Source organism: Streptomyces vulcanius, assembly GCF_042653945.1.
In the GTDB taxonomy this organism is placed as follows: Bacteria; Actinomycetota; Actinomycetes; order Streptomycetales; family Streptomycetaceae; genus Streptomyces; species Streptomyces mangrovi.
Genome location: NZ_JBHSFK010000086.1, coordinates 1 through 11,290 on the forward strand (window position 1 = coordinate 1; position 11,290 = coordinate 11,290).

Below are 11,290 nucleotides of genomic sequence, written 5' to 3' on the forward strand. Positions count from 1 at the left end.
CTGAGACCACGGCAGCCGTCCCACGACCCCGGTGCTTTCCTCGCGGTCCCGGCACCCCCATCGCCGTCTTAGGGGCGCGCGGGGAACTGCGCGATCGGCCACGACGGGCCCGCGGACCGCTCACCGGCTCAGCGCGGCCAGTTCCTTCGCGGCCTCCGTGAGGTCCTTCGCCGTGTCGATGGCTCGCCAGTACGCCCCCTGCGGGATCGGGTAGCCCGCCAGCCGGCGTTCGCGGGCTAGGTGCGGGAACGTGGTCCGCTCGTGGTCCCCGCGCTCGGGCAGCAGTCCGGCGAACTCGGGGGAGAACACGTACACACCCGCGTTGATCTCGAACGTCGACGGCGGGGCCTCGATGAAGTCGGTGATGTGCCCGAAGCCGTCGGTCTTCACGGCACCCCACGGAATGCGCGGACGCGCCAGCGCGAGGGTCGCGACCGCGTCGCGCTCGGTGTGGAAGCCGGCCATCTCGCGCAGCGAGAAACGGGTCCAGATGTCGCCGTTGGTGGCGTACCAGGGCCGGTCGGGGTGGGGGAGCCGGGCCGCCGCGTACTTCAGGCCGCCGCCGCGGCCGAGGGGCTCGGTCTCGACGACCGTGGTGACGTTCACCGGCAGGTCGGCCGACTTCAGCCAGTCCTGGAGGACCTCGGCGAGGTGGCCGCAGGAGACGACGACGTCGGTGACGCCCTCCTCGGCGAGCCAGTCGAGCTGGTGGCCGATGATGGGCGTGCCGGTGCCGGGGATCTCGACCATCGGCTTGGGCCGGTCGTCGGTGTACGGGCGCAGCCGGGACCCCTGGCCACCGGCCAGGACGACGGCTTGCGTGGGGTGGGACACGGCGTGCGGGTGCGTCATGGCCGCACTGTACGCGGCGCGGGTTGCCGCGCCGTAGGAGGTGCCGCGAGGGGTGCCCGAAGAGCTGCCCGAAGAGCTGCCCTCAAGGGCGTGGGGGGCGGCCCGTGTGCGGCTGGGCCGGAGGGCGGTGGGGGCGGTCCGTGTGCGGCTGTCCCGGAGGGCGTCGGGGTTTGGCCTGTGGGGGCCTCGAAGGGTGGCCGGGACGGGAGCGTGTGCGGCTGCCTAGAGGGGCGGCGGGGTTGGTCTGTGTGGGGGCTGCGCCGGAGGGCGGGCCGTGTGCGGTTGTGTCGGAGGGCGGCCGGGGCGGCCTGTGTGCGGCTGCCTCGGAGGGGCTGTGTGGGGCTGGGGCGGAGGAGGGGGCTGTGTGGGGCTGGGGCGGAGAGGGCCGGGTGGCCCGTGTGGGGGTGTTCCGCTGGGTGCGGGGTGCACACGGGCCGTCGGGGCTCAGCTGTGGGCGGCGAGGACGCCCGAGGCGAAGGAGGTGTCGCAGACGGGGCGGGCGAAGGACTGGGCGCGTGTGGGGCCGTACGCGCGGACCGCGGCGCGGCCCAGGGCGCGGGCGATGGAGACGCAGTGCTTTGCCAGCGATGGCTTGCCGTTCACGGCGGCCTGGAGGTGGGTCAGGGCGATGCCCGGGTCCTTCTCCTGGAGCTCGGCCAGCAGCTGGTCGCGCAGGACTTCCTCCGGGGCCTGGGCGGCGGAGCCGTGGGAGGTGCGGTGGGCGGTGGAGATGTCGGAGGCGGTGAGCACCGAGTCCGAAGGGTTCCCCGACCAGTTGACCCGGGTGACCGCGAGGGTTCCCGAGAGCACCATGACGACGGGCAGGACGAGGGCGAGCGAGCGGCCGATCCGGCGGGCTGGGCCGCCCTGGCCGCTTCGCATGCGCTGGGTGGTGGAGTGGTTCGCGGAGTGCTTCACGCGTGAGAGGGTAGCGCCCGGTAATGATATGGCGACATTTAGTCACCCGGACGGGGGATGAAGGTGTGCCTCTTTTTGGGTAGGGCGTTGACGGATACGAGGGCGGAGGCACCGAGAAGGGCACGGGAAAGGGCCCCGCAGCAGCCTGCGGGGCCCTTTCCTCGGTGAACCGGGATCAGTCGGAGAGGCGCTCGCCCGTCGACGTCGAGAACACGTGGGTCTCGCCGGCGCGCGGGACGACGTGCAGCGTGCTGCCCTTCTCCGGGACGTCACGGCCGCCGACGCGGACCACGAGGTCCTTCGACTCGCCGCCGACCTGGGCGGTGCCGTAGACGAAGGCGTCGGAGCCGAGCTCCTCGACCACGTTCACGACGACCGCGAGGCCCGTCTCGGACTCCGTGGAGGCGTCGAAGTGCTCGGGGCGGACGCCCACGGTGACCGTCTTGTCGGTGGCGGAGGAGAGCGCGTCGCGCTGCACCGGCACCACCGAGTTGCCGAACTTCACGCCGCCGTCGGCGATCGGGACCTCGACGAGGTTCATCGCCGGGGAGCCGATGAAGCCGGCCACGAAGAGGTTGGCGGGCTTGTCGTACATGTTGCGCGGGGTGTCGACCTGCTGGAGCAGACCGTCCTTGAGGACCGCGACCCGGTCGCCCATGGTGAGGGCCTCGACCTGGTCGTGGGTGACGTAGACGGTGGTGATGCCGAGACGGCGCTGGAGCGAGGCGATCTGCGTACGCGTCGACACACGGAGCTTGGCGTCGAGGTTGGACAGCGGCTCGTCCATGAGGAAGACCTGCGGCTCACGGACGATGGCGCGGCCCATGGCGACACGCTGGCGCTGACCGCCGGAGAGGGCCTTCGGCTTGCGGTCCAGGTACTCGGTGAGGTCGAGGATCTTCGCGGCCTCCTCGACCTTCTTCCGGATCTCCGCCTTGTTGACGCCGGCGATCTTGAGCGCGAAGCCCATGTTGTCGGCGACCGACATGTGCGGGTAGAGCGCGTAGTTCTGGAACACCATGGCGATGTCCCGGTCCTTCGGCGGCAGGTGGGTGACGTCGCGCTCGCCGATGCGGATGGCGCCGGCGTTGACGTCCTCGAGCCCCGCGAGCATGCGGAGCGAGGTGGACTTGCCGCAGCCGGACGGGCCGACGAGGACGAGGAACTCGCCGTCCTCGATGTCGATCTCGAGGGCGTCGACGGCGGGCTTCGTGGAGCCCGGGTAGACCCGGGTCGCCTTGTCGAACGTAACAGTGGCCATGGCTCTGAGGCCCCCTTCTACCGGCAGGAACGTGCCGGACGATCCGTTGTAGGAAGGTGGTGGTGTAGTCCACCGGAGTGAACTGGCTCAGGACGCTACCTTGCGTTCGCGGGATCTGTCAGTACCCGGAGGCATGTGAACTTCGCGGAAATTTTCGACAGGGCGCCCAGCCGACCTGGGTACACTGCACGGGCACGCACACGACCCACCTGCGTGCATGCCTCCTTAGCTCAGCTGGTAGAGCACCGCTCTTGTAAAGCGAAGGTCGTCGGTTCGAGTCCGACAGGGGGCTCCGAGAAGCGACACCTCACGGCCGCGTTTTCGCGCCCACATCCTGGGATCGGGCCGCTTCGGACGGTTCACCACCCGATGCGAGGACTATGCTGCTGTGCAGACGTCCCAGACCCCGGCGGCATGCAGTTCCTGAACACAGATCGCTGCGGGGTGCGGACTCTTCGTCTGTCACCCGGCGCACCCCTGGAGGGAACCGGGTGGATCCTCCGTCCTGCCACACAGGCTGTGGACCGGCCGTCGCTCTGCCTCCGCCGAACGTACGCCCCTGCCGGGAGCACACCCGGGGCCGGAACTCCGGTACCGACGTGCCGGCTCCCGGATGGTCTTCCGAACCGAGGCGTCATGTCCCTTGCACAGCTGACCGTCCACCGCCATGACCGAAGGAACCGGGCGCTGATCACCCTGGGCGGTGAGATCGACCTCGAATCCGCGCCGTTGGTGCGGGCGTCCCTGGAGCGGTGCCTTCAAGACGGTATCCGCACCATCTACGTCGACCTCACACAGGTCACTTTCTGCGACTGCAGCGGGCTCAACGAATTCCTCCGCGCCGCGCAGCGGATCACCGTGGTGGGCGGGACCCTGCGGCTGCACCACCCGCCGACGACGCTGGCTCGGATTCTCGACCTCGCCGACTGCGGGTTCCTGCTCCTCGGCCTTCCGTTCGGCCACCTGCCACCCCCGCTCGGCGACACCCCGGCCGCGCCCCTTCCAGCCCCGCGGCACCGGTCCGTCCCGCTCACGTCCGTTCTCTTGGGCGATGTGCGATGACGGCCGGTCCCGGGCACGGACCGTCGCCGAAGCCCGGGGTCGGCGAGCCCTCCGTCATGGCTCGGACGCGGTTGCGCCGGCTGAACCGTTGGCTGGTGGAGGGCCTGCGTGAGGATCTGGCGGACCTGTATACGGCCTCCCGCGCGTCGGCGCCGGGTGATGCGTACCGCCGTCCCAGCCGCCAGGACTTCTCGGACGGTCTCATCGCGTACATGCGCCGACCGGGATTCGCCATGGTGGTCGCCCAGACGGACAGCCTGATGGGATGCGCCTTCGGATTCCCGGTACGCGGCGACGGCTCCTGGTGGTTCGGCTTCGACGGAGCGCTGCCGCGTGGCGTCGGGCAACTCACCCTGTCCGGCAGGGTCTTCGCGTTCGCCGACATCCTGATCCGGCCACATCCGCAGGACCGTGGCCTCGCCCGGCAGGTGCAGGAGAGGCTGCTGACCGACCACCAGGCATCACTCGGCGCCACCTTGGTGGACCGCGCCGACCGCAAGGCCCTCGCCGCGCTCCGCTCCTGGGGGTGGCTGGACATCGGAGAGCTTCGCAGGCCGGCCGGCCCCACCACGTTCCGCGCGCTGGTACTTCCCCTCGGGGAACGCACCACGGCGAGGCTGGAGGGCCTTGGCGCGATGCCTGGGGGCGGTGGCCCGGGTGGGCCCTGACAGCCGGTCGGCCCGCATCCGGGTCCTGGTGGCCGAACAGGCGGCCCAACGCGGTGCCCGGGTCGGTGTGGTGGACGTGTGCACCGCGGCCGTGGCCGCGCTGCCGGTCGGCGGGGCCGGACTGTCGGCGATGTCCCGCACCGCGGCGAGCCATCCGCTGTGCAGCACCGACGGCATCAGCGAGCGACTGGAGGAGCTCCAGCTCACGCTGGGCGAGGGGCCCTGCGTGGACGCCCATCTACGCGGCTCGGCCGTCCTGACACCTGATCTGCTCGCCGTCGAACTGCAGGATCACTGGGCCGTGTTCGCCGATGCGGCCCTGGAGGCCGGAGCCCGCGCGGTGTTCTCGCTCCCCCTGCAGATGGGGGCGATCAGCCCGGGAGTTCTGGACCTGTACGCCGGCATTCCGACCGTACTCGACACGGAGGAACTGGCCGACGCACTGGCGTTCGCCGATCTCGCGACCGTCCTCCTGCTCGGTGCGAGGATCGGCGAGACGGGCGCGCCTGCCGACGGACCGGTGCCGGAGCGCGGCTTCGAGGACCTGGGCGCGTACCGGGCGGAGATCGACCAGGCCAGCGGGATGCTCACGGTCCAGCTCGGAGTCGGCATCGAAGAAGCCTTCGTCCGGCTCCGCGCCCACGCCTATGCGCAGGGACGCCGGCTCGCCGACGTGGCCGCGGACGTGGTGGCCCGTCGCCTTCGTTTCCCACCGGACGCGGAGCCGGACGCGGAGCCGGATCGGGCCGAGGAGGAAACGTGACGTATCACCGCCGGCGCGAGGAACGCGCCTTACTTCCCGCCCTTTTCGGGCAGGGACCGGTCTCAATCGAGGGTGCCCACGATGGATGAACAGCTTCTGGCCAAGACCTTTGTCGAGCTGGCCGACAACCTGGTCGCCGACTTCGACCTCATCGACTTCCTGCGCCTGCTGACCGACCGCTGTGTCGGCATGCTCGACGCGAGCGCCGCCGGGCTGCTGCTCGCCGACCGGGACGGCAAACTCCGCGTCATGGCCGCCTCCGACGAACAGGTGCGTCTGCTGGAACTCTTCCAGCTCCAGAACGACGAAGGCCCCTGTCTCCAGTGCTTCCACACCGGCGTACCGGTGATCATCCACGACCTGACCCGGGAGGTCGATCGCTGGCCGCGCTTTGTCACGGCGGCCCACCGCAGCGGATTCGGGGCCGTCCAGGCCCTGCCCATGCGCCTGCGGGACGAGACCGTGGGCGCCCTGAACCTTTTCCGCGCCGCGCCCGGCCCCTTCGACCCGACCGCCACACTCATCGCCCAGGCGCTGGCCGACGTCGCCACCATCAGCCTGCTGCAACAACGCACCGCCCACCGCAGCACGGTACTCAACGAGCAGCTGCAGACGGCACTGAACAGCCGGGTGCTGATCGAACAGGCCAAGGGGAAGTTCGCCGAACGCCAGGGCATCGACATGGAGCAGGCGTTCAGCGCGCTGCGCGGCTACGCCCGCGCCCACAACCGGCGCCTGGCCGATGTGGCCCGCGCCTTCATCGACGACTCCGAACCCCTCGCCGGTCTCGGGTCCTGACCCGTGCCCCGGCGGGGGCCCGCCACCGCTCTTCTCGTCCCAGGTGGTCAGCGGCGCGCCAGTTGCCGTTCGCCGGCCGCGCCGGGCTCGTAGGGCAGGCCGTAGTGCTTGAAGATCGCTTCCTCCTGCTCGGCGGGCAGCACGTCGTCGGTGCCGATCGAAGGGGCCTGCCTCACCAGCGTTCTGACATAGCCGACCCTGAGATAGTCCGGTCCGGCGATCGCGTCCTCGAGAGGGACGAAGACCAGACGGCGCCGGGTGGGCAGTCCGGTCCGTACCGTGGCCATGGCCGGCTCATCGGTGGTGGTGTCCACATAGACCGCCTCCAGGACACCGATCTTGTGGGACTCGGTGTCGACGACATCGAGGTCGCGCCATTCTCGGATGTCGGCTGCGTGAATCATGACCTTCCCCTTCCGGACGGCTCATCCGCCGGTGGCGAACCGCACCCTCTGTCTTCCGCGTAGAGCCGTCGCAGCGCCCGTCGCAGCGCCCGCTGCATCCGCCAGGAGAGCGGCTCCCCCTCCCAGGCGGCGACCATGGCCGCAGCCACCTCCGGAAGTCTGGTGTCGCACTGCTGCGACATGTCCACCAGCAGGTTCCTGGCCGGCCCGCAGCGGCAGGGCGCCAGGACCATCACCATGCCGCAGGCCTGATCGATGACCGCACAGCCGGCCTGCGTCCGCCGCAGCTGATCGTTCTCGGCGCGCAGCGCGAGGACGTCCTGCCCAGCCGTCGCGTGCCCCCATGTGGCTTCGGCCCGCGGATCCCACCACTCGTCCTGGACCACGTTTGTGCGTCGCATGGCATGCACCTCTTGGTGATCTCGACGTGTCCGGCCCGGCTGAAGCCGCCCCGGAGCCTCTGGCTGCCGGACTGTTCCGGACTGTTCCGGACTGTTCACGGGTCACTCGCGGTGTTCGCGGTCCCGACGGTCCTCGCGCCTCCAGCGCGCCCGGTTCTGGCGGCTGTAGCGGCGGTCCCAGCGTTCCTCACGCTCCCGGCGCTCCCGGTAGCCCCGGTACTCCCCGAGATCGGTACCGCCGTCATGGCCCTGGCCTCCGCCACGATCGCGGCCGTGCCGGGCGGCGGCATAGACCAGCACCGCCGAGGCCACCCACCACAGGGGATGGAGGAAGCCGAAGCCGAGCAGAAGCACGATGAGGATGAGGAGCAGGACGAACACGGCGGGCCTCCCGGGAGCGGAACACTGCGTCAAAACCGGGGACTCGGGCCTCACCCACAGCGTAGCCCTGCACAAAGGCTGCGGATACCGTCCGACGTGAGCGCTTCCTGCTCCGGCACGGATGGCTGCTTCACACCTGTCGGGGAACCGCGGCGAGGGCTAGCGTGCGAAGTGCCGCCCGTGCCCCCGGCAGCGTCGCACCGTCAGCGCGCTCCCCAGAGGGCGCACCCCGCGCATCGGTGCCGGAACCCCCGCCGCGTCACGAGCGAGGCGCTTTCCGCACGCGCCCGTCGTCGCGCGATCCCGGCGAGCCTCGATGCGCCCCGAGCGGGCACCGATCTGCTGCCCGCAGCGTCGCACGCCATCCCACACCAGGCCGCACACATGTACGTACTGATCGTTCCCGCTTCGACCCCCTTCGTCCTGCTCGCCGTCGTGATGGCCATGTCCTGGTGGGAGGACCGCATCCTGCCGACGCCGCCGGCCAGGCCGGCCGAAGCCCCCGCCGAGGCCTCGTTCACCCCGGCGACCCCTGCCCAGCCCTCAGAACCCCTCAGGGTCGACACCCGCTGATCCCGGTGGTCTTCGGGTTCGGCGCCCGCCTCCGCGAACTCCGGGCCGGTCGGCGCTTCCGCCGGGGGAGAGCCGCTGAGGCCGACCGCGACCGGGTGCGGGTCAGATGAGTCCGGCGCGTATGGCGTAGGAGACGGCATGGGCGCGGTTGCGCAGCCGCATGCGCTTCATCACGCCGTACAGGATGTATTTGACGGTGCGTTCGGAGTACGAGAGCTTCGTCGCGATCTCGGCGAACTCCTTGCCGTCGGCGACCAGCCGCAGCACGTCGACCTCGCGCGGGGCGATTCCCGACGCCGCCAGGCCGCGTGGGTCGAGGACCTCCCGCTGCACCCACTGGATGCGCTGCATCAGGGCGCCCTGGAGGGTGTGCGGGAGGCTGCCGCCGCCCTCCGCGAGGGCGAGCAGGGTGCGGATGAAACCGGCGGGGCTGAAGGAGTCCCGCCAGAGCACGGCGCGGACCCCCCGGTCGACCGCGGCCGAGATGTCGGCCTGCCACTGGTTTCCCACGATGAGCGCGAAACACACGTCGGGCCGGTCGGACAGACTGCTCAGCAGCTCCAGCGCCGCCGCGTCCGCGTTCTCCACGGCGACCACGATGACGTCGGCCTCCTGCTGTTTGTCCGGTGGGACCTCGCAGGTGCGACGGTCGTCCCTGACGTAGCTGACCAGCCCGGCGCGGATGATGGGGTCGGGTGAGTGAATCGCCACGCGCACAGCTTCGGTGAGCACCTGCTGAGGCATCGGCCCCCCAATCGGGAACTCAAGTCGGTCCATGCGGTTCAGGAGGCCGATCGTGGCATGCGGGGTTGCCCCGATTCGCTTCCGGAGGCACATCGTCCGTTGACGGCAGGGAAAACTGGCATGAGCGGTTCAGCGGCTGTCCCCGGTGAGCGGACCGCCCGTGAGCACGGCTGTCACGACCTCCGTGCGCGACCGCATACCGGTGCGTGCGAACAGCCTGGACAGGCGGTTCGCGACCGCGTCCTCGCTCAGCCGCAGCACCTGGGCGATCTGGCGGTTGGTGAGGCCCTCGGCGAGCAGGGTGGCCAGCAGCCGCTGGTTCTCCGCCATGGCCTGCGCGCGGCCGGGTACGACAAGACCGGCCTCGCGCATCGCGGTCCTGGTGTGGAAACGCCACAGCGCGGCGCCCGTCTCGCCGAACAGTTCGTACGCCTCGTGCAGCAGTTTCGCCGGGCCCGCGTTCGCGCGCGCGGCGGCCGAGAGCGTGACCGCCGTCTCGAACGGCTGGCTGCGTGAGCGGGCCAGGTCGACCGCTTCGCGCAGCTGCCGGCCGGCGTCCGCGGAGCCCGGCCGCACGGCGCTGCCGGACGTCAGCAGATACAGCAGCCGCGTCCGTCCGCTGTCCATCTGCTCGGCCAGCTGTTCGAGGCGGGTCAGGCAGGCCGCCGCCCGGCCGGTGTCTCCCGTCTCCGCGTGCACCGCGGCGAGGGAGGCCCACAGCTCGTCGGTGCAGTAGACGGATCCGCGCTCGTCCGCCGCGCGCAGGCCGCGCCGCAGTACCCGCTCGGCCCGGTCGAGATCGCCCAGGGTGCGCAGTACCTCGGCGTCGACGTGGTCCAGGACGTGTTCGAGCGGCCCGTCCAGCTGCCCGCGGACGGTGCTGATCAGCCGGTCGGCGCCGGTGACGCGTCCCCGCGCCAGGAGGATGGCCGCCGTCCGGGCGGGGAGCAGGCGGTGTCCGGGGACGACCGTCAGCACCCTGCCGTTGACCAGGATCCGACGGGCCAGCGCGAGCGCCTCGTCCCACCGCCCCTCGAGGTGGTGCAACAGGAACCGGCTGGACTCGGGCAGCAGTTCGGGTGTCAGCTCCCGGACGGACAGCAGGTCCCTTCCCCCGCGCAGGTCGCCGATGCCGAGCAGTACGTCGAACTGGGCGATGTTCTGCGCGAACGCCTTGTTGGGAGGCACGTCCGGCACCTCCGGCAGGGCCAGATCCTGTCTGAACCGCTCGGGCCGGCCCAGCACGAACTCCCCGACCCGGCCGAACAACTCCAGCAGCGAGCGGGTGCCCGGGGTGCTCTGCCACACCGCCTCGGTCTGTGCGAGCAGGGCCAGCGCCTCCTGCCACTTCTCCAGCTGCCACAGCGCCTGGACCCGGCCGGACACGGTGGCCAGGGCGGGCAGCCGCAGTCCGTCCCACCACACCGCCGTGCCCATCCGGGACAGCGCCGGCCAGTCCTGCTCGACGGCCGCCGCAGCCACCAGCAGGGTCGCGGCCTCGTGGAGCGTCAGCGGGTCGAGGCCCTTGGCCGGGCCGTTCACGATCCGCTCCGCCGCCGCCCGGGCCATCCGGAAGTCACCGCAGCCGAAGGCGGCCTGGGCGCAGCGCAGTACCGCCCGTTCGCGGGCCGACGGCTCCTCGATGAGACGGACGGCTCCGAGAAACCAGCGCACCATCCCCCGGCGCTCGTGGTCGGGGTACAGCGCTCCCGCGGCGGCCGTCAGTTCCGCCACCGCGCGTTCGCGGTCGACCAGGAGGCCGGCGTCGGCGATCCGGTCCGGAAGGTAGGCCACCGCGTCCGCCTCGGCGAGGATCGCCGGCGGGACCCCGGGGCCCGCCGGGGTACCGGCCGTCCACAGCGCGTCGACCGCGGCGGCGGACAGCCGGGCGCGGTCGAAGGGGCCCAGCCGCTCCCGGACGGTGTGCGCCATCAGCGGCAGGCGGAACGTCCACCCGCGCGACGCGGCGCCGTCCGGTCCGGGCAGGTCGTCCACGATGCCCTCGTCCAGCAGCGCGCCGATGCCCTCGCCGACGGCCTCGGCGGAGAGGCCGGTCGACGCCGCGACCAGCGCCGCGGCAGGCCGGCCCAGCGGCCACAGGACGCTCAGCGCCCCGGCCACCGTCCAGCAGGGCTCGCCCAGCGCCCGCAGCGCCGCGACGTGGCGGTCGTCGTCCGGCAGCACCGGGACCGGCGCCCCGGTGGCCAGGAACGCATGCCGGTCGACCACGCGTATCGCGCCCTGCGCCGCCCACTCGACGAGCAGTGCGTCGAGTGCCCCGGGGATGCCGCGGCTCAGCCCGTGGGCCCGCCGTACCAGATCGGCGTCGGGCACCGCCCGCAACCGCTGCGCCAGCCAGGTGCCGACGTCTTCGGGCCGCAGCCGCGACAGCACGATCGTGCGCACGGCGGGGCCGCGAGCCGGCGGGTTCGGGGCGGGGGCGGGTTCGGGGGAGGGGTACGGGG

13 protein-coding genes and 1 tRNA gene are annotated in these 11,290 nt (G+C 71.6%); 6 read left to right on the forward strand and 8 right to left on the reverse strand.

Going from position 1 to position 11,290, the window contains the following annotated elements; genetic code table 11:
* Window positions 1-120: 120 nt before the first annotated feature.
* The 3 genes from ACFPIH_RS55540 to ACFPIH_RS55550 all read right to left on the reverse strand — a co-directional run bounded on the left by ACFPIH_RS55540 (window position 121) and on the right by ACFPIH_RS55550 (window position 3,031).
* Window positions 121-852, reverse strand: a complete 732-nt coding sequence (locus ACFPIH_RS55540; RefSeq protein ID WP_381187774.1) for a nucleotidyltransferase family protein — start codon at window positions 850-852, stop codon at window positions 121-123.
* Between the two features lie 444 nt (window positions 853-1,296).
* A complete protein-coding gene (locus tag ACFPIH_RS55545) occupies window positions 1,297-1,770 on the reverse strand; it encodes a hypothetical protein (RefSeq protein WP_381187777.1) in 474 nt (157 codons plus the stop codon).
* A gap of 175 nt (window positions 1,771-1,945) precedes the next feature.
* Window positions 1,946-3,031, reverse strand: a complete 1,086-nt coding sequence (locus ACFPIH_RS55550) for an ABC transporter ATP-binding protein (protein WP_381187780.1) — start codon at window positions 3,029-3,031, stop codon at window positions 1,946-1,948.
* A gap of 219 nt (window positions 3,032-3,250) precedes the next feature.
* On the opposite strand from ACFPIH_RS55550, the gene ACFPIH_RS55555 reads away from it, so the two are divergent.
* From ACFPIH_RS55555 to ACFPIH_RS55575, 5 genes are all read left to right on the forward strand, one after another.
* Window positions 3,251-3,323, forward strand: a tRNA-Thr gene (locus tag ACFPIH_RS55555).
* Between the two features lie 344 nt (window positions 3,324-3,667).
* The gene (locus tag ACFPIH_RS55560) at window positions 3,668-4,093 is read left to right on the forward strand and encodes an STAS domain-containing protein (protein ID WP_381187783.1); all 426 of its coding nucleotides are present in this window, start codon (window positions 3,668-3,670) and stop codon (window positions 4,091-4,093) included.
* A gap of 95 nt (window positions 4,094-4,188) precedes the next feature.
* Window positions 4,189-4,761: a hypothetical protein gene (locus ACFPIH_RS55565; RefSeq protein ID WP_381187786.1), complete on the forward strand. Its 573-nt coding sequence runs from the start codon at window positions 4,189-4,191 to the stop codon at window positions 4,759-4,761.
* Window positions 4,751-5,524, forward strand: a complete 774-nt coding sequence (locus tag ACFPIH_RS55570) for an ANTAR domain-containing protein (protein WP_381187788.1) — start codon at window positions 4,751-4,753, stop codon at window positions 5,522-5,524. The genes ACFPIH_RS55565 and ACFPIH_RS55570 overlap by 11 nt, the downstream gene beginning before the upstream one ends.
* Before the next feature lie 81 nt (window positions 5,525-5,605).
* A complete protein-coding gene (locus ACFPIH_RS55575) occupies window positions 5,606-6,322 on the forward strand; it encodes a GAF and ANTAR domain-containing protein (protein ID WP_381187791.1) in 717 nt (238 codons plus the stop codon).
* A gap of 47 nt (window positions 6,323-6,369) precedes the next feature.
* On the opposite strand, the gene ACFPIH_RS55580 is transcribed toward ACFPIH_RS55575, so the two are convergent.
* The 3 genes from ACFPIH_RS55580 to ACFPIH_RS55590 all read right to left on the reverse strand — a co-directional run bounded on the left by ACFPIH_RS55580 (window position 6,370) and on the right by ACFPIH_RS55590 (window position 7,508).
* Window positions 6,370-6,726 carry a PRC-barrel domain-containing protein gene (locus ACFPIH_RS55580; protein WP_381187794.1) on the reverse strand — a complete coding sequence of 119 codons (357 nt, stop codon included), beginning with the start codon at window positions 6,724-6,726 and terminating at the stop codon, window positions 6,370-6,372.
* The gene (locus tag ACFPIH_RS55585) at window positions 6,723-7,127 is read right to left on the reverse strand and encodes an ANTAR domain-containing protein (protein WP_381187797.1); all 405 of its coding nucleotides are present in this window, start codon (window positions 7,125-7,127) and stop codon (window positions 6,723-6,725) included. The genes ACFPIH_RS55580 and ACFPIH_RS55585 overlap by 4 nt, the downstream gene beginning before the upstream one ends.
* Before the next feature lie 102 nt (window positions 7,128-7,229).
* Window positions 7,230-7,508 carry a hypothetical protein gene (locus ACFPIH_RS55590; RefSeq protein ID WP_381187800.1) on the reverse strand — a complete coding sequence of 93 codons (279 nt, stop codon included), beginning with the start codon at window positions 7,506-7,508 and terminating at the stop codon, window positions 7,230-7,232.
* Window positions 7,509-7,892: 384 nt separating this feature from the next.
* Here ACFPIH_RS55590 and ACFPIH_RS55595 point away from each other — a divergent pair, with 384 nt between their 5' ends.
* Window positions 7,893-8,081 carry a hypothetical protein gene (locus ACFPIH_RS55595; RefSeq protein WP_381187803.1) on the forward strand — a complete coding sequence of 63 codons (189 nt, stop codon included), beginning with the start codon at window positions 7,893-7,895 and terminating at the stop codon, window positions 8,079-8,081.
* 102 nt (window positions 8,082-8,183) lie between these two features.
* Here the strand turns inward: ACFPIH_RS55595 and ACFPIH_RS55600 are convergent, their stop codons facing one another.
* Window positions 8,184-8,792 (reverse strand): helix-turn-helix transcriptional regulator, encoded by a 609-nt coding sequence (locus tag ACFPIH_RS55600; protein WP_381187806.1) that lies wholly within the window; start codon window positions 8,790-8,792, stop codon window positions 8,184-8,186.
* Window positions 8,793-8,954: 162 nt separating this feature from the next.
* Window positions 8,955-11,290, reverse strand: a 2,336-nt coding sequence (locus ACFPIH_RS55605; protein WP_385879399.1) for a LuxR C-terminal-related transcriptional regulator, incomplete at its 5' end; no start/stop codon positions are given.